Below are 17,165 nucleotides of genomic sequence, written 5' to 3'. Positions count from 1 at the left end.
ATATGGAAAAAGATTTTGATTTCGCAGACTTTTTATTGCAGTTTTATTCACGTTCTGAATGGCGACGCTCAAAAGTTATTTTAAACAATTTAATCGGGAGAAGAACCGTTTCCAATCTTTTTTGGGGAATGCAATACGGTCTTCTGCCTTTTTTTAATTTGTTTCCTAAACTAAAGCAAGATACCTTTGATCATTATCAAAAATATCTTGCGCAAACTAATTTAATTCAGATCCATGATACAGAAGCTCAGCTTACTCAAGCGGGGCAACAACGTAAAGAGGCTAAGCAAAAAGCTTTTCTTCGATATAAATTCAGCGGAATTGGTCTGTATACAAATTTAACAGTTATTCAAGACTGTCTAAATCTAAGTGTGCAAATCACTTCTGAATTTGCGTATCAAAACAATCGTTATTACCCGTTGCAGTATTCGGGACGTGTGATGAATTTTTGTAAACGCTGGTTTCATATAAATAGTACTCAAAAATTTCCTGATGAATTTCACGCGGAACTCACGGAATTCTTGGAAACTCTTAATTCAAAAGATGCTGACGTCTTTGTAGCCGGCTTTGTTGGTCATAATACTTTTGGACTTACAGATCAACAGATTGAAACTAATTTAAACCTAACCTCGTTTGAATGGCAGTTAAAAACCTTGGACCTTATTACCCAATTTATCCGGTGGTCCTCTGATGGACACCAGATAAATCATCCTCTCTGTACTCAGTTAATTACACCCTGGCTTAACGACTCACCACTTTCTATGAGTAGTGCAACAACCTATCAGCAGTTTTTGAATAATTATACTATTGAGATGATTGCTCAAAAGCGTAAGGTTAAGGTTAATACTATAAGAGAACACTTGCTGGAAGCTGCCATTTTAAAGAACAATTTTCCTTTTCAATCGTTTTTATCAAAGCCACTTCCAGATAAGTTACATAAATATTTACAGGATAACGCGAGTGGAAAATGGCAATTTACAGATGTTACAGAATTAGCACCAGAAATTTCTTTTTTTGAATTTCGTTTATTACAAATTCGAGAGGTTAAATCCAAAAATGATGATTAATAACGAGCACATTTACCATAAACTTCAACAAAAATTTGGATTCACAGAATTTAAATCCGGACAATTAGAAATTATTCAACGGCTTTGTGAACAGGAAAATGTGCTTGCCGTTTTGCCTACAGGTACTGGTAAATCTTTAATTTATCAATTATTTGGTTATTTAATTGAACGACCTGTTATTGTGATCTCACCATTAATTTCTTTAATTGATGATCAAGTTGCTCGTTTAAATCTGCTAGGTGAAAAACGAGTTATAGGGCTAACTTCAAAGCTCGACCATAATCAACGGCAATTTGCTTTGAACCATCTTCGAAATTATCGATTCATCTATGTTTCCCCTGAAATGGCAGATCAACCGGATGTACAACTACAACTGAGCAAAATTAATTGTGGTTTGTTTGTTGTGGACGAAGCCCATTGTCTGTCTCAATGGGGACCTGATTTTCGGCCAGCCTACTTAAAATTAAAGGATCTCGTTCGCCAAGTCGGATCTCCAATCACTTTAATGTTAACTGCCACTGCTAAAGCCACAGTTAGAGAAGATATTATTAAAAAAATGGGTTTTGCTTCGACAGAGGTTAGTCAAGTTGTTCATTCAGTTGATCGACCAAACATTTTTTTAGAAATTGAACATTGTACATCTTCTTCAGAAAAAAATGAAAAATTATTAGATTTAGTTTCTTTGCTCAAGGGACCCGGAATTATTTATTTTTCTAGCAAAAAAGTCGCTAATCAGATCTCTGAGTTAATTGCACAAAAAACTGATCGGGAAGTTGCTGCGTATCATGCGGACATTGATCTCCAGGATCGCTACCGAATTCAACAACAATTTATGCATGGAAATATTGATTTAATATGTGCCACTAGTGCTTTTGGAATGGGAATTGATAAAAACAATGTGCGGTTCGTTATTCATTACCACATGCCCGGAAACTTGGAAAACTATCTACAAGAAATTGGTCGTGCTGGCCGTGATCAAAAAGCTAGTATCGCAATCTTACTTTATGCTCCTGGAGATGAATATATCCCAAGCACTTTAAACCTGGCAGGAACTCCAAGTGCAGCAAATATTCAAACTTTTTTTGCCAGACCAGAAAGTCGTGCTTCTTTTGATGAGGATCAACGACAGTTGCTTGATTATTATCGTGATCAAAACAACACTTCGGAAGAAGTTACACAAATTTTCCAGACACGACAACTAGCAAAACAGGTTAGTTTAACCAGTATGTTAGATTTCGTTAATGAAACAGGTTGTCTACGCACAAAACTACTTGCCTATTTTGATGAACAGTTTGGCGACCATTCTTCAAGTTGTTGTGGCATTGATAATGCTTCGGAAAAGGTTAGTCAGCTTAAATTGGACTGGGAACCTGTCAAAAAGGATTCGAAAAACTCAAAAACTGGATTAATACCGTGGAAAATAAGGCTTGAAAACTTATTCCCGTCAAAAAAATGAACACGTTTTTTTATCAATATGTTACAATTGTTCTGGTAGTTTTTTCTAGGAGGAATGAAAATGAATCAAAATAATGGTAATGATTCTGAAAACGAGCACAAAGACAGTAAACAACCTGATACAGAGCACTTTACAACCGATAAGCCTTCAAGGAGTGCAAGTCGAAAATCACATCGATACACAAAACTAATAATTACTTTAGTAGGTATCGTAATTGTTTTACTATTTATTTCACCAATTGTGGTTTATAAATACAATCAGAATAATTTTAATCGACCACAAACTGATGCTCAAATTGCTTCCTCCAAAAAAAAGGCTAGTGCTTCTAGCCAAAAAATTGCAGATGCATCTGCCGAAAAAGCATCCAAAAAGGCAGCAAGTTCTGTTAGTGAAAGTAAATCGAAGGCGCAAAGTACTTCAAGTGAAAAGGCCAAAAGTAGTTCTTTAGCTGAATCTAGTTCTAAAGCCAAAGCTAGTTCTAAAGCATCAGAATCTAGTTCGAGTTCAAGTAGTTCAAGCTCAAGCAGTTCGAGCGACACAAATAAAAAATATGTCACAGTTCCGGCCGGAGAAGGATTATACAGAATCGCTGTCAACAATGGGATTACGCAACAAAAATTAATGGAATTAAATGGCTTAACAAGTAGTTCCGAATTAACACCTGGTCAACGTTTGCGCGTAAAATAATTAAATAAGGGGTCGTTTTATAACATGGAAATGCAAAATATCCAGGTTGCAATTGATGGACCAGCATCTGCTGGAAAAAGTACGGTTGCCAAACTAGTAGCAACCGCGTTTGGCTATATCTACTGTGATACTGGTGCCATGTATCGAGCAGTAACATTACAAGCTATGCATGACAAAATTGAACTCACCAATGAGTCCGCAATCTTAGCAATGCTAAAACAGATAGAAATAGTTTTTAAACCTGGTGATCCAGTCCAGCACGTTTTTGTAAATGATTCAGAAGTTACGGAAGCCATCCGACAACCTGAAATTACAAATGCAGTTTCAACAGTTGCCAGCTTACCCAGCATTAGAACTGAATTGGTTGCTCGTCAACGAGAAATTGCATCTCAAAGTAACATTGTGATGGACGGACGTGATATTGGGACCGCAGTTTTGCCTAACGCCCAAGTGAAGATTTTTTTGATTGCCAGCGTTGATGAACGTGCGGAGCGTCGATATAAAGAAAATATCGCCAAAGGAATTAATACATCTTTGTCAAAATTAAAAGATGAGATTGAAACGCGGGATCGAAAAGATTCAACTAGAAAAACCTCTCCGCTGACTAAAGCCGCTGATGCCATTGAAGTTGATACAACCTCAATGAACATTGAACAGGTTGTAAAAGAGATTACTAAAATTATTAATAAAAAAATAAAATAAGGATTCTAATTTATTTAACTAGCTTTTATTGTCAATTTCAGCTATGATAGATTAGTATAGTGTTCTTAAGGAGGAAATTCGTAATGAGCGAAAACGAATCAGGTCAAAATAATGATTTATTAAACGCACTTAATAGTGTGGAAGAAGTAAAAATTGGTGATGTCGTAACTGGAGAGGTTTTAGACATTGACGATGACAAACAAGCTATTGTAGGTATTGAAGGTACCGGTGTTGAAGGTGTTGTTCCATTGCGTGAGCTTTCAACTGCTCATATCGATGATATTAACGATGCTGTTAAAATTGGTGACAAGTTGGATCTTGTTGTTGTTTCAAAAATTGGAAACGACAAAGAGGGCGGCAGTTACTTACTTTCTCACAAACGTATCGAAGCCCGCAAAGTTTGGGACGATATTCAGAAAAAAGCTGACGATGGTGAAGAAATTGAAGCACCTGTTACACAAGTTGTAAAGGGTGGTTTAGTGGTTGACGCTGGCGTTCGTGGATTTATTCCTGCTTCAATGATTGAAGATCGTTACGTTGAAGATCTTAACGTTTATAAAGGTCAGACTTTAAAACTAAAAATTGTTGAAGTCGATCCAGCAGAAAACCGATTGATCTTATCCCATAAAGCTATTGTCCAAGCAGAGAATGCAGCTAAACGACAAGAATTAATGGAACATTTACAGGCTGGAGATATCGTTGAGGGTACTGTGGCTCGTTTAACTAACTTTGGTGCTTTTGTGGACCTTGGCGGTGTTGATGGATTAGTTCATGTATCTGAAATTGCTTACGAGCATGTAAACAAGCCTTCAGATAAGTTAAAAGTTGGCGAAAAGATTAATGTTAAAGTTCTTTCAATCGATGAAGATCGTGGACGAATTTCATTATCATTAAAACAAACTTTGGCTGGTCCTTGGGATGACATTGAAGAAAAAGCTGCTGCTGGTTCCGTTCTTGAAGGTACAGTACGTCGCTTAACTGACTTTGGTGCTTTTGTTGAAGTATTCCCAGGTGTTGAAGGTTTAGTTCACATTTCTCAGATTTCTCATGAACATATCGAGAATCCAAGTGATGTGTTAAAAACTGGCGACAAAATTAAAGTTAAGGTTTTGGAAGTTCATCCAGATGCTCATCGTTTGGCACTTTCGATTAAGGCTTTGGAAGAAGCTCCTAAGTCTGCTGAACCAAAACGTAGCTCTAATAATAACAGTAAACCTCGTAGCAAACGTCCAGCAGCAAATAACTACCGGAATGATGCTCCAGAGGAAAGTACTGGATTTACATTAGGCGACTTAATTGGTAAAGCACTCCAAGATAGCCAAGACGATAATGACGAAAAGTAATTTAGAATAACAATTACTGAGGCTGTGATTATTTCACAGCCTTTTTTATAAACAAGAAAGTGAGGTTTTACTATGGCAAACCCTGTTGTTGCCATTGTTGGCCGTCCCAATGTGGGAAAATCAACAATTTTTAATCGGGTTGTTGGCGATCGAATTTCGATTGTTGAAGATACTCCCGGTGTTACGCGTGACCGAATTTATGCACATAGTGAATGGATTGGACACGAATTTAGTGTGATTGATACTGGTGGTATTGATATCAGTGATGAACCATTTGTTAACCAGATTCAAGACCAGGCCGAAATTGCAATTGATGAAGCTGATGTTATTGTCTTTTTGGTAAGTGTTAAAGAAGGAATAACTGACGCCGATGAAAAAGTAGCGCGAATTCTATATAAGGCTGATAAACCTGTTATTCTGGCCGTTAATAAGGCCGATAATGCAGAATTAAGACAACAAATTTATGATTTTTATAGCCTTGGCTTTGGGGATCCTTACCCAATTTCTGGTAGTCACGGCCTTGGTTTGGGTGATTTATTAGACGCGGTTGTTAAAGAATTCCCAGATGCACCAAAAGAGGAAGACGACGATTCAATTCGATTCAGTTTGATCGGTCGCCCTAACGTAGGGAAGTCTTCACTTGTAAATGCAATTTTGGGTGAAGACCGTGTTATTGTATCTGATATTGCTGGGACAACCCGTGATGCCATCGATACTAAATTTACAACGCCTGAAGGTCATGAATTTACCATGGTAGATACGGCCGGAATGCGTAAAAAAGGAAAAGTTTACGAAAACACTGAAAGATATAGTGTTATGCGTGCGATGAAGGCCATTGATAATAGCAATGTGGTTCTAGTCGTTTTAAATGCTGAGGAGGGGATTCGTGAACAAGATAAGCGAATTGCCGGATACGCACATGAAGCTGGCCGAGGAATTATCATTGTTGTCAATAAATGGGATACTCTAAAAAAAGATAATCATACGCTTCATGAATTTGAAATGGGGATTCGTGAACAATTTGCTTATCTTAGCTATGCGCCAATAATCTTTGTTTCGGCGATTACTAACCAGCGACTTTCGCAACTTCCTGAACTCATTGAAAAGGTTGATCAAAACCATCGTCGCCGTGTGCAATCTTCTACACTTAACGACGTGTTAATGGACGCAATCGCCATTAATCCAACCCCTAGTGACAACGGCAAGCGTCTCCGAGTATACTATGGTACACAGGTAAGTACTGAGCCTCCTACATTTGTCATTTTTGTAAATGATCCAGAAATGATGCATTTTTCATACGAACGTTTCTTAGAAAATCGAATTCGTGAGGCTTTTGATTTTTCTGGAACGCCTGTGCACTTAATTGAGCGACGACGTAAGTAATTCTTAAAAATCTCGTTATTTTTTAAGAAAATGGTTACTTATTTTGACGAATCACACTAAAAGCCTTGTCATATCAGTCTTCCTGTGATATCTTTGAAATTGAAATAATACCGTTCAGGGTTATTGTTTCGTCATTTTTGGACCACTCAAAAATGACAAATTGATGACTAGTTCATCAATTCAATTTTACCTAGGAGGTGAATTCATAATGGCAAACAAAGCTCAATTAGTAGATGATGTTGCATCAAAAACTGGTTTAACTAAAAAGGACGCTGCTGCAGCTGTTGACGCTGTCTTCGGTTCAGTACAATCCACTTTAGCTAAAGGTGAAAAGGTACAATTGATCGGTTTTGGTAACTTCGAGGTACGTCAGCGTGCTGCTCGTAAGGGCCGTAACCCACAAACTGGTAAGGAGATTCAAATTCCTGCTAGCAAAGTTCCTGCATTTAAGCCAGGAAAAGCATTGAAGGATGCTGTTAAATAATCTTTCAAACATTTTTATTTAGAAATCCAACATAGCGTAAGTTATGTTGGATTTTTTTGATAAAAACGCATAGTATGAAGATACTTATTTTTTGTTGAAAGGTGGATACCATGAGCTATTCAGAACAAGTTTTAGAGAAATTTGAGGCCGGCAATATTGAAGAAGGTAATCGTCTATACGGCTGGGCATTGAGAAAAGATGATGACGACACCCTAAATAGTCTAGCTGAAGAATTATATGGTCTCGGTTTTGATGGAAAAGCTAAGCGTATATATGAGAATCTATTAAAAAAATATCCCCAAGAAGACACTCTGCGCGTTAATTTGGCTGATATTGAAATTGGACAGGGGAATACGGATGCTGCATTGCAACAACTTGCGCAGGTTAAGCCAGATTCGGATGCTTATCTGCAATCCTTGCTTGTTTCCGCAGATCTATATCAAACTGAGGAGCTTTACGAGGTAAGTGAACAAAAGCTCTTAGAAGCCGAAAAATTGGCTCCTGACGAGCAGATTGTTTTATTTGCGCTCGCAGAATTCTACAACATGGTGCAAAATTACAAAAAAGCGACTGCTTATTACTTAACTTTAGTTAAACAAGGGGTCTTACGTCTGTCCTCAGTAAATTTAGTTGCCCGCTTAGCAGCTGCCTATGCTGGAATGGGAAAATTTGAAACAAGTATGGCCTATTTTGAGCAAATTAAAGATATCGATAAGACTCCTGATATCTTATTCCAACAAGGATTTGTTTATTTGCAATTAAAAAATTACCCGGAAGCTATTGATATGCTAACCCAGCTTCGTGATACCAATCAAGATTATGTTTCATTGTATCCGGTCTTGGCAGAAGCTCAAGAAAACAATGGGGACAATGAAGCTGCCTATAAAACGATTCAAGAAGGTATTAGTTTTGACGAGTATAACGAAGATCTTTTTTCTCAGGCAGCACGTTTGGCCACACAATTACAAAAATATGATGACGCAGAACACTATCTAAAAGAAGCCATTAAAATCAACCCTGAACAGATGCGTGCGGTTGTTCAACTTAGCAACTTATTTATTCAACAACAACGCTATCAAGATAATGATGATTTGTTACAACCTTATATTCAAGAAAATGACTTGGACCCTCAGATTTATTGGAATATCGCTGTTTCTGAAGAACATCTAGAAAACTTTAAAGAGGCCCAAAATGCCTATCAAAATGCATTTCCATTTTTCACAAACAATTCTGACTTTTTGCATGCCGCAATTTATTTTTTCCGCCAAATTGGTTTAGAAGATTGGACTGTTAAATCTTTAAGAGCCTACCTAAAACTTGTCCCTGATGATCAGGAGCTCAGCTTGATGTTAGAAGATTATGAGGAAAATGGCTTTTGAGTATTGCAAGTGTTTTGTGCTAAGATAGAAGCCGTTAATTAAATTCATAAACTGTATTGAGGTAAAAAACATGTCTACTGAGCAATATAAAATAAAAACCTATTCACCAAAATTCGCGAAAAAAACAGTTACCGTTATGCGCAAAGTTTCACAACGTACTTTTGGAAGCCTTGGGACTGATAATTTTGACGACCAGGTTAGCCATTTTAAAAATGTCTTGGCTAAAAAATATGAAATGCGCATTGTGACAAGCTTTAATGAACGGATCATTTACGGAGTAGCTATTTTTAGCAAAACTGAGCTAATTGATCTGCTTGTGGATCCTATGAAAAAAGGCCTCGGCATATCTACTGAGCTTATCGATATTGTAAAAAACCAAAGCAACGGGACACTTAGCTGTACAACAAAAAGTCGGCAATTAGCAGACTTTTTACAGAAGAATGGATTTAAACCTACGACCCATAACCAATTTGTTTGGCAAGAAAATTAGTTTCATAAAAGGAGATCCCGATGAGCAATCAAATTTACCTAGCAGCACCTTTTTTTAGTCCTGTTCAAAAAGAACATATTCAAACTGTCCAAAAACTTTTGGGAAAGAATCCAACCTTAAACGCTGAAAAAATATTCATTCCCATGGAACATCAAATGGAAAGCGAAGAATTCGGGTCATTCCGTTGGCAAACAGGTGTTTTTGGAAGCGATATGCGCCAGGTTCATCGAGCTGATGCAGTAGTTGCCATTTTGGATTATAAAAAAGACACTGATGGCATTAATCAACCTGACAGTGGGACTATTTTTGAAATTGGGGCAGCTTTTGAAGCAAACATCCCCGTAATCATGGTTCAATTTGAACATGATCAAGAATTAAACTTAATGCTTTCCAGAAGTTATACGGCATTTTTTAATGGGAACGACGAGATAAAAAAATTAGCAACTTATAATTTTAATGATCTACCAACCATTTTTAGCGACGTTAAAGTCTTTTAATAAAAAATATACGAAACCTTCAAATTTTTTCTGAAGAGTTTCGTATATTTTTTTAGGTATTATTTAACTAATTTTCTTTCCAGTGGGTGAATCATAAGTAAAGCCTTCACCAATTACCTCATGAACGTCTACGACCGAGATAAAAGCATGTGGGTCAAGATCATCTACAATTCTTTTTGCTTCACTTAATTCATTTGGTGCTAAGACACAAAAAACCATTTTCTTTTCATCTTTTGAATAAGCTCCTTGGACATGCACAAAACTAGCGCCTCTTTGCAATTGCTCCATTAACTCATCCGCAATTAACTGATAGTTATCACTAATGACTAAGATTCCGCGAGCAGCATAAGAACCAACCTGAGTAAATGTAACAATTCTAGAAAATACAAACGCAGCCAAAAGGGTATACATCATCTGACGGATATCAATATAGCAGAGAGAAATCGTCAACACCACCGCATCCAGTGCAAAAAGGGTTTGTCCCATTGGTACACCACGTTTTTGCTCAATGATTCTAGCAATTACGTCCGTTCCGCCAGTAGTCCCACCAAATCGGTAGACAAGACCACTTCCAAAACCGCCAGCAAGACCAGCTAAAATACCCGCAATAAACATATCATGACCAATATCGATATTAATTGGCACTCTTTGCCAGATCCAAAGCCACATAGATAACATCAAAGTGCCAAAGATTGTGTAGTACAGGGCTCGCTTTCCTAAAAAGCGATAGCCAATTGCCAACAAAGGAATATTAATTAAAATGGTCGAATAGGCTGGATCAATACGAAATAACGCTCTAAAAATAAGCGTAATTCCAGTTGCGCCACCCTCGGCTAAATGGTTGGGAATATTAATAGCCGCCAGACCAAGTCCATATAGACAGCAACCAAGAAAAATCATAAATAAATCTTTAAGTTGAACCGATTCTTTTTTTGCCATATTTTTCACCCGCTTTACCCCAATATCATAACATATTCATTGATCTAACTGATTGCAACTATTTTTAAAAAATACCATATTCTGTTAATATTGAACGTAGGTTTAAATTTAAAATTCTTAAAAGTTTAGGTTGGCGAATTGTGTATGCAAATGAAAGAGTTACCAAAAGAGTTTATTACCGCACGTCCCATTCTTCAAACAATTGAAAAGGCCGGCTATGAGGCTTATTTTGTTGGCGGGAGTGTACGCGACACAATTTTGAATGATCATATTCACGATGTTGATATTGCCACTAGTGCTTATCCCTCGGAGGTCAAAGATCTTTTTAAAAAGACTATCGACACGGGAATTAAACATGGTACCGTCATGATTCTTGATCACCAGCAAAAATATGAAGTCACAACGTTTAGAACAGAAAGTGGCTATCAAGATTTTCGTAGACCAGATAAAGTGACCTTTGTTCGTTCTTTGGAAGAGGACCTTAAGCGACGTGATTTTACAGTTAACGCACTTGCCCTCAAGGAAGATGGCACAATCGTCGATCTTTTTTCGGGCTTACAGGATCTTGAAAAACATATTTTAAGAGCAGTGGGCATCCCTGATGAGCGCTTTCATGAAGACGCACTGCGCATGATGCGTGCTGTCCGATTTGCCAGTAAACTTGATTTTGTGATTGAAGATAAAACAGAAGCGGCCATTAAACATAACGCACCATTATTAAAAAAAATTGCAGTTGAAAGAATTCTAGTTGAATTTGAAAAGATGATGATGGGACAAGCAGTCATTCAAGGAGTGAAGTACTTCTTGGATACTGGGTTATATAACTATTGTCCCCAGTTTGAAGGCAAACAAGCGCCGCTTAGCAAATTATTAGAATTGAATCCAAATATTCGTCTGACTTCAGAATCGCAAGTTTGGTTATTAATTTGTCATACTCTTGAGTTATCTCCTGAGCAAAGCCGTTCATTTTTACGTGCTTGGAAAACGTCAAATGAATTAATCAACGAAGTAGAAAGTGGAATTCGTTTATTCGACGCCATTGCCAAAAATACTGTCTCTGAAAAACTACTTTTTCGAACTGGTCGAAACGTTCTCAAAGACACTATCAACGTCCTATTCGCAATTAACAGTAAAATAGACACGCAAATGCTTTTGAGTCGGTACGAACATCTTCCTATCAAGTCAACTCATGAACTTGACGTGAATGGCCACGACCTTTTAACGGCCGGAATCATAACGCCCGGCCCTCAAATGGGTATAATCCTTAACTATTTGCTTGAAGGCGTTCTTGTGGGTCAGTTTAAAAACAATCAATCGGAATTACTTTTGGAAGCTCGAAAATATACTTCCAAAAATCCAGAAAGCTGATTATGAATGCAAACTTTAAAAGCTGAAAACTTAACAGAAACATATGGTACTAAAACTCTGTTTGATGGCATTGATTTTTTGATCAACGCCCACGATCGGATTGGTTTGATTGGGACAAACGGTACAGGGAAGACGAGTCTTTTAAACGTCCTTGCAAACATTGATCCACAAGATAGTGGTGAAATTGAGACTCCCAAAAACTACACCGTTGGTTATTTACGGCAGACACCATCTTTAGATGAAAATATGACCATTCTTGATGCTGTATTTGCCGGTTCCCAGGCCGTTTTCAAAACCATCCGTTTTTATGAAGAAGCGTTAGAAAAATATTCTAAAGAACCTGAAAATTCTGAAACTCAACGACAATTTGATCTGGCTGAACAACGCATGAACCAAGAAGACGCGTGGACCGCTGAAAGTGATGTTAAAACAATTTTAACTCAGCTACATATTACTGATCTTAACCAGAAAATTGGAACCTTATCCGGTGGCCAACAAAAAAGGGTTGATCTTGCCCAAACTTTGATTCAAGCACCGGATTTATTAATGTTAGACGAACCAACCAATCATCTTGACTTTGATTCAATTGCTTGGTTAGAAAAATATCTGACAGCTTACAAGGGAGCGTTATTAATCGTTACCCATGATCGTTATTTTCTAGATCAAGTTGCTAACCAGATCTGAGAGCTATCCTTTGGCAAACTAAACCAATATCCTGGTAATTATCAGGCTTATGTAGCTAAAAAGGCTGTCCAAGAAGAACAAGCAGCTTCTCAGTCACAAAAACAACATCAATTGTACAAACAAGAACTTGCTTGGATGCGTCGTGGCCCTCAGGGAAGGGGAACAAAACAACAGGCACGAATTAATCGCTTTGATACATTAAGTGATTCGGTAAATGCTCCAGCCCAAAATACGGACAATATTGCTGTTCAACTCGGACAGCAACGACTAGGGAAAAAAGTGATTTCTTTAAAAGAGGCTTCACTGCGCCTAAGTTCGCATTTAATCTTGGACAAGTTTTCTGATCTCATTCAAGCCGATGAACGAGTGGGAATTACGGGAAATAACGGGACCGGAAAATCCACGTTGCTTAATGTCATTGCTGGTCTTATTCCACTAGATTCAGGTGTGATCGACATCGGAAAAACCGTTAAACTGGGATACTATACTCAAAAAATCGAACCAATTCCAGAGGACAAACGCATAATTAACTATCTCAGTGAAGTCGGCGCCGGCGTATTAAATGCAAATGGTGAACGAATTAGTGTCACAAATTTATTGGAACAGTTTCTTTTTCCACGCGCAATGCATGGTACCCTCATTCGGAAACTATCGGGTGGTGAAAAACGCCGGCTATACTTACTAAAAATTCTAATGCAACAACCAAATGTTTTGTTACTGGATGAACCTACAAACGATCTGGATATTGGAACCTTAACCGTCTTAGAAGACTACTTGAGTGGTTTTCACGGAACAGTTATCACTGTTTCTCATGATCGATACTTCTTAGATAAAGTGGCGGATCATTTATTAATTTTTGAAGGTAATGGAAAAATAATCCATTATTCTGGGCAGTTTACCGATTACCTTAGTCATATCAGTGAAGTTCAATCAGAAACAGAGAAAGTTGTACCAGTTACTGTTGATGAGCCCGCTTTATCAAAAAAGCCGGCCGTAAAAGAAAAGACTAAATTGACATACGCGGAACAATTAGAATGGCAAACCATTGAAGCAGATATCGATAAATTAGAAACAAAAAAGGCGGCTTGCCAATCAAAAATGAATGACACTGCAGATGATTATGGAAAATTAGCAGATCTTCAAAAAGAAATTGAAGACCTGGACCACCAAATTGATACAAAGATGGCGCGTTGGGAGTATCTGAGCCAATATACAGCGGATTAATCTGAGGAGGAATCACTAATGTTAGAGCAAGCTTACCTGGACTTAGAAGAATATGTTTTGAAAAATGGAAACTATAAAGATGATCGAACGGAAACTGGTACTTATAGCACTTTTGGTTATCAAATGCGGTTTAACTTGGCAGAAGGCTTTCCAATCCTTTCAACCAAAAAAGTTCCTTTTGGTTTAATTAAAAGTGAACTAATGTGGTTCTTACATGGCGATACAAACATCCGTTATTTATTGCAACATCATAACCATATATGGGACGAGTGGGCATTTAAAAAATGGATCGAAAGTGACGTGTACACTGGTCCAGATATGACCGATTTTGGTCGTCGTTCTCTAAAAGATGACAATTTTGCGGTGGCCTATCAGGAACAAAAAAAGATTTTTGATGACAAAATATTGAACGACGATGCTTTTGCTGATGAATTTGGAAATTTAGGAAATGTGTATGGCAGTCAGTGGCGGGCCTGGAAAACTTCCACCGGCGATACAATTGATCAGATTAGCAATGTCATTCAAACCATCAAAACCAATCCTGATTCACGGCGAATGATCGTCTCTGCATGGAATCCAGAAGACGTTCCCACATCAGCTTTGCCCCCTTGTCATACAATGTTTCAATTTTACGTAGTCGATGGAAAGTTGAGTTGTCAGCTTTATCAACGAAGCGGGGATATTTTCCTTGGAATTCCATTTAACATCGCCAGTTATGCTTTATTAACTTGTTTGATTGCTAAAGAAACTGGGCTGGAGCCTGGTGAGTTTATTCACACGCTTGGAGACGCTCATATCTATGCTAATCATATTGAACAAGTTAAGACGCAGCTTTCACGAACACCACGTCCGGCACCAAAATTAATTATTGATAGTCAGGCTAAAAGTATCTTTGATTACGATGTTAAAGATATTCACCTGGAAGGGTACAATCCATATCCAGCAATTAAGGCCCCTGTAGCCGTTTAAACAATGGAGTTGATCGTATGTTAGCATTTATTTGGGCAGAATCTAAAAATGGCATCATCGGATCACAGAATAAGTTACCTTGGCGGATTCCAGATGACACACGCTATTTTAAACAACTCACAACTAATCATCCAGTTGTGATGGGACGGAAAACTTTTGAATCTTTTGGTGCAAAGGCTTTACCCAACCGTTTAAACATTGTGTTAACACGTCAAACTGATTTAAAAGAGACGAATAATCTTAAAGTGTATCATTCAGTTTCGGAATTTTTAACTGAGTTTAAATCCGATCAACGTTTAATATTTATTATCGGCGGAAAAGAAATTTACCGGCAACTTTACCCTTACGCAGAAATGTTATATCGGACAAGAATTGACAAAGAATACACAGGCGACACGAAAATGATTAACATTGATTATTCCGAGTGGACTCTCGAAGAATCATTGACGGGGGTGGGACCTAAAAAAAATCCAATTCCGCATTTTTTTGAAGTTTATACACGAAATAACACTAAAAATGAGACTAACGAATAATGAAAATGTCAGAATTCTCTGTTATAATCAATTCATAAATATATATCTGTGTAGAAAGTGTGGATTTCAATGTCAAAAGTCAAAATTGTGACCGATTCTTCTTGTGGAATAACCGATCAGGAAGCTCAAGATTATAACGTTACCATCGTGCCTTTAACGGTCATGATCGACGATACAATTTATGTAGAACGTGAAACGATTACAAACGAAGAATTCTTAAATAAAATGCAACATTCAAAAGCACTCCCAAAAACTAGTCAGCCTCCAATTGGCAAGTTTGTTGAGGTGTTTGATAAACTTGGTGAAGACGGTAGCCAAGTTGTTTGTTTTAACATGCTTGAGGCTATTAGTGGTACTGTGCACGCTGCCGAACAGGCTGCACAACTTTCAAAAACAGATGTTATGGTAGTGGACAGTCAAACAACTGACCGTGCGTTAGCTTTTCAAGTTATCGAGGCTGCTAAATTAGCCGAGGCGGGTAAATCACGTGAAGAGATTGTGGCAGCGGCAGCTAATATTCGCGACCACACAAAATTATATATGGGCGTTATGACCCTTGATAATTTAGTTAAGGGCGGCCGAATTAGTCATATGACCGGAATGATTAGTGGTTTGTTAAACATAAAAATCGTCTTGCAAGTAACTGAGGGCGAATTGAAAGTAGTTGCTAAGGGTCGCGGCATGAAGACCATTAGTAAGTTTTTTGATGGAGTCTACGAAAAAATGGCTAAATCACCAAATATCAAAGCCATTGGGATTTCCCATGTGGGGGCTCTTCAAACCATTGCGCCAATTAAAGAAAAAATTCAAGAAATGTTTCCAGATATTAACATCTTGGTTCGTGAAACGGTTCCAATTATCGCGACTCATGGTGGCCCCGGAGCATTTGCCTTAATGTACTATACTGGTGATTAAAAAAGTTACCAAACTTAGCGGGACAATTGGTAGTAGTTATAAAACTGCCTTTTGCCCCGTGTTTATATCATAAGAACCTTAAGCGAGGAGTCTGAAAAAGAGGTTAATGAAAAAAATTACTGATTTAGTGATCATGTTAATTGTGTTTGTTGTTATTGTGGCCTTAGTTGTACTGGGATTAAATTATTACTTTCCGACACATTCAACACAAGACCAATCATCAAAAACAACACACGTTATTCATAAAATCACAAAAGCAAAGAAAAAACAGATTCATATTACTGCACTCGGAGATTCCCTTACTCAAGGGGTTGGGGACAGTAAAAATGAAGGTGGCTATACAAAACGCCTTCAAAAACAGCTCAAAAACAATTATCAGATTAAAGCTAAAGTCGTGAATTACGGTATTTCCGGTGAACGTAGTGATCAAATTTTAAAACGGGTTAAACAAAGTTCTAAACTCCAAAATTCACTCAAGACTTCTGACGCAATTACAATAACTGTAGGGGGAAATGACCTTTTCCAGGCTCTTCAAAAATATTCCACCTCTTCATCTGGTGAGTTTACACTTGCATTAGAAAAATTAAATATTAAGTACGCGACACAAGTTCAAGATCTTTTAAAACAAGTTCGTCATTACAATAAATCTGCGCCAATATACGTTGTGGGAATTTACAATCCCTTCTTTGTGTACTTCCCAAATATTACGCAAATTAATCGGGCGGTTACCAACTTTGACGAAACCACTAAGGCGGCAGTATCACAGACCAAATCAGCCTATTTTATCTCAGTTAATAAGTTACTTTCAAGAGGTCAATATCAAAGTGCCAAGTCACTTACAGAGCTCAAACAAAGCTCGACTGCAACCTCGGTAAATGATATGCAAATTAGTAAGGTGGAAAAGAATCTGGAAAATACTAAAGAGAAAAATATCTACCTTTCTAGTAGTGATCATTTTCATCCCAATCCAGCTGGATACGATCAAATGACACGCCTCTTATTACGTAGTTTACGCACGCATGAACAATGGCTTTATAAGAAATGA

16 protein-coding genes and 1 pseudogene are annotated in these 17,165 nt (G+C 37.6%); 16 read left to right on the top strand and 1 reads right to left on the bottom strand.

What is annotated here, in order from left to right; all coding sequences use genetic code 11:
- Positions 1 to 2 precede the first annotated feature (2 nt).
- The 10 genes from PI20285_RS04295 to PI20285_RS04250 all read left to right on the top strand — a co-directional run bounded on the left by PI20285_RS04295 (position 3) and on the right by PI20285_RS04250 (position 9,488).
- Positions 3 to 1,067, top strand: coding sequence for a helix-turn-helix domain-containing protein (locus tag PI20285_RS04295; protein WP_057772149.1), 1,065 nt, complete (start codon positions 3 to 5; stop codon positions 1,065 to 1,067).
- Positions 1,057 to 2,523 carry a RecQ family ATP-dependent DNA helicase gene (locus tag PI20285_RS04290; RefSeq protein ID WP_057772151.1) on the top strand — a complete coding sequence of 489 codons (1,467 nt, stop codon included), beginning with the start codon at positions 1,057 to 1,059 and terminating at the stop codon, positions 2,521 to 2,523. Before PI20285_RS04295 ends, PI20285_RS04290 begins: the two co-directional genes overlap by 11 nt.
- Before the next feature lie 60 nt (positions 2,524 to 2,583).
- The gene (locus tag PI20285_RS04285; RefSeq protein WP_057772154.1) at positions 2,584 to 3,210 is read left to right on the top strand and encodes a LysM peptidoglycan-binding domain-containing protein; all 627 of its coding nucleotides are present in this window, start codon (positions 2,584 to 2,586) and stop codon (positions 3,208 to 3,210) included.
- Positions 3,211 to 3,234: 24 nt separating this feature from the next.
- The gene (gene cmk / locus PI20285_RS04280) at positions 3,235 to 3,912 is read left to right on the top strand and encodes a (d)CMP kinase (RefSeq protein WP_057772156.1); all 678 of its coding nucleotides are present in this window, start codon (positions 3,235 to 3,237) and stop codon (positions 3,910 to 3,912) included.
- Between the two features lie 83 nt (positions 3,913 to 3,995).
- The gene (rpsA, locus tag PI20285_RS04275; protein WP_057772158.1) at positions 3,996 to 5,255 is read left to right on the top strand and encodes a 30S ribosomal protein S1; all 1,260 of its coding nucleotides are present in this window, start codon (positions 3,996 to 3,998) and stop codon (positions 5,253 to 5,255) included.
- Between the two features lie 72 nt (positions 5,256 to 5,327).
- Positions 5,328 to 6,638 (top strand): ribosome biogenesis GTPase Der, encoded by a 1,311-nt coding sequence (der, locus tag PI20285_RS04270; protein ID WP_057772160.1) that lies wholly within the window; start codon positions 5,328 to 5,330, stop codon positions 6,636 to 6,638.
- A gap of 208 nt (positions 6,639 to 6,846) precedes the next feature.
- Positions 6,847 to 7,122, top strand: a complete 276-nt coding sequence (locus PI20285_RS04265; protein ID WP_046871107.1) for an HU family DNA-binding protein — start codon at positions 6,847 to 6,849, stop codon at positions 7,120 to 7,122.
- A 110-nt stretch (positions 7,123 to 7,232) separates the two neighbouring features.
- Positions 7,233 to 8,501, top strand: coding sequence for a tetratricopeptide repeat protein (locus PI20285_RS04260; protein ID WP_057772162.1), 1,269 nt, complete (start codon positions 7,233 to 7,235; stop codon positions 8,499 to 8,501).
- A gap of 70 nt (positions 8,502 to 8,571) precedes the next feature.
- Complete coding sequence (locus PI20285_RS04255; protein ID WP_057772164.1) at positions 8,572 to 8,991, top strand: GNAT family N-acetyltransferase; 420 nt, start codon at positions 8,572 to 8,574, stop codon at positions 8,989 to 8,991.
- Positions 8,992 to 9,011: 20 nt separating this feature from the next.
- Positions 9,012 to 9,488, top strand: a complete 477-nt coding sequence (locus tag PI20285_RS04250) for a nucleoside 2-deoxyribosyltransferase (protein WP_057772165.1) — start codon at positions 9,012 to 9,014, stop codon at positions 9,486 to 9,488.
- Between the two features lie 63 nt (positions 9,489 to 9,551).
- Here PI20285_RS04250 and PI20285_RS04245 read toward each other — a convergent pair whose 3' ends face one another.
- Positions 9,552 to 10,427, bottom strand: coding sequence for a YitT family protein (locus tag PI20285_RS04245; protein WP_057772167.1), 876 nt, complete (start codon positions 10,425 to 10,427; stop codon positions 9,552 to 9,554).
- 144 nt (positions 10,428 to 10,571) lie between these two features.
- Here PI20285_RS04245 and PI20285_RS04240 point away from each other — a divergent pair, with 144 nt between their 5' ends.
- From PI20285_RS04240 to PI20285_RS04215, 6 genes and pseudogenes are all read left to right on the top strand, one after another.
- Positions 10,572 to 11,795 carry a CCA tRNA nucleotidyltransferase gene (locus PI20285_RS04240; protein ID WP_057772169.1) on the top strand — a complete coding sequence of 408 codons (1,224 nt, stop codon included), beginning with the start codon at positions 10,572 to 10,574 and terminating at the stop codon, positions 11,793 to 11,795.
- Between the two features lie 6 nt (positions 11,796 to 11,801).
- Positions 11,802 to 13,703 (top strand): annotated as a pseudogene (locus PI20285_RS04235) (ABC-F family ATP-binding cassette domain-containing protein).
- 18 nt (positions 13,704 to 13,721) lie between these two features.
- Positions 13,722 to 14,672, top strand: a complete 951-nt coding sequence (locus tag PI20285_RS04230) for a thymidylate synthase (protein ID WP_057772170.1) — start codon at positions 13,722 to 13,724, stop codon at positions 14,670 to 14,672.
- Between the two features lie 17 nt (positions 14,673 to 14,689).
- On the top strand, positions 14,690 to 15,205 hold the full coding sequence (locus tag PI20285_RS04225) for a dihydrofolate reductase (protein WP_057772172.1): 516 nt from the start codon (positions 14,690 to 14,692) through the stop codon (positions 15,203 to 15,205).
- Between the two features lie 69 nt (positions 15,206 to 15,274).
- Positions 15,275 to 16,120, top strand: a complete 846-nt coding sequence (locus tag PI20285_RS04220; RefSeq protein WP_057772174.1) for a DegV family protein — start codon at positions 15,275 to 15,277, stop codon at positions 16,118 to 16,120.
- A 106-nt stretch (positions 16,121 to 16,226) separates the two neighbouring features.
- Positions 16,227 to 17,165 (top strand): SGNH/GDSL hydrolase family protein, encoded by a 939-nt coding sequence (locus tag PI20285_RS04215; RefSeq protein ID WP_057772175.1) that lies wholly within the window; start codon positions 16,227 to 16,229, stop codon positions 17,163 to 17,165.

The sequence above is a fragment of the Pediococcus inopinatus genome (assembly GCF_002982135.1).
In the GTDB taxonomy this organism is placed as follows: Bacteria; Bacillota; Bacilli; order Lactobacillales; family Lactobacillaceae; genus Pediococcus; species Pediococcus inopinatus.
The sequence above is the reverse complement of the archived record's forward strand: the minus strand, read 5'-3'. Positions and strand labels throughout refer to the sequence as shown.

Bases quoted from the DNA above. Each gene is read 5' to 3' on its own strand.
- PI20285_RS04230 (WP_057772170.1), top strand. From the start codon at position 13,722: ATGTTAGAGCAAGCTTACCTGGACTTAGAAGAATATGTTTTGAAAAAT.
- PI20285_RS04265 (WP_046871107.1), top strand. From the start codon at position 6,847: ATGGCAAACAAAGCTCAATTAGTAGATGATGTTGCATCAAAAACTGGT.
- PI20285_RS04215 (WP_057772175.1), top strand. From the start codon at position 16,227: ATGAAAAAAATTACTGATTTAGTGATCATGTTAATTGTGTTTGTTGTT.
- rpsA (WP_057772158.1), top strand. From the start codon at position 3,996: ATGAGCGAAAACGAATCAGGTCAAAATAATGATTTATTAAACGCACTT.
- PI20285_RS04285 (WP_057772154.1), top strand. From the start codon at position 2,584: ATGAATCAAAATAATGGTAATGATTCTGAAAACGAGCACAAAGACAGT.
- PI20285_RS04220 (WP_057772174.1), top strand. From the start codon at position 15,275: ATGTCAAAAGTCAAAATTGTGACCGATTCTTCTTGTGGAATAACCGAT.
- PI20285_RS04225 (WP_057772172.1), top strand. From the start codon at position 14,690: ATGTTAGCATTTATTTGGGCAGAATCTAAAAATGGCATCATCGGATCA.
- PI20285_RS04260 (WP_057772162.1), top strand. From the start codon at position 7,233: ATGAGCTATTCAGAACAAGTTTTAGAGAAATTTGAGGCCGGCAATATT.
- PI20285_RS04255 (WP_057772164.1), top strand. From the start codon at position 8,572: ATGTCTACTGAGCAATATAAAATAAAAACCTATTCACCAAAATTCGCG.
- der (WP_057772160.1), top strand. From the start codon at position 5,328: ATGGCAAACCCTGTTGTTGCCATTGTTGGCCGTCCCAATGTGGGAAAA.
- PI20285_RS04295 (WP_057772149.1), top strand. From the start codon at position 3: ATGGAAAAAGATTTTGATTTCGCAGACTTTTTATTGCAGTTTTATTCA.
- cmk (WP_057772156.1), top strand. From the start codon at position 3,235: ATGGAAATGCAAAATATCCAGGTTGCAATTGATGGACCAGCATCTGCT.
- PI20285_RS04240 (WP_057772169.1), top strand. From the start codon at position 10,572: ATGCAAATGAAAGAGTTACCAAAAGAGTTTATTACCGCACGTCCCATT.
- PI20285_RS04245 (WP_057772167.1), bottom strand. From the start codon at position 10,427: ATGGCAAAAAAAGAATCGGTTCAACTTAAAGATTTATTTATGATTTTT.
- PI20285_RS04250 (WP_057772165.1), top strand. From the start codon at position 9,012: ATGAGCAATCAAATTTACCTAGCAGCACCTTTTTTTAGTCCTGTTCAA.
- PI20285_RS04290 (WP_057772151.1), top strand. From the start codon at position 1,057: ATGATGATTAATAACGAGCACATTTACCATAAACTTCAACAAAAATTT.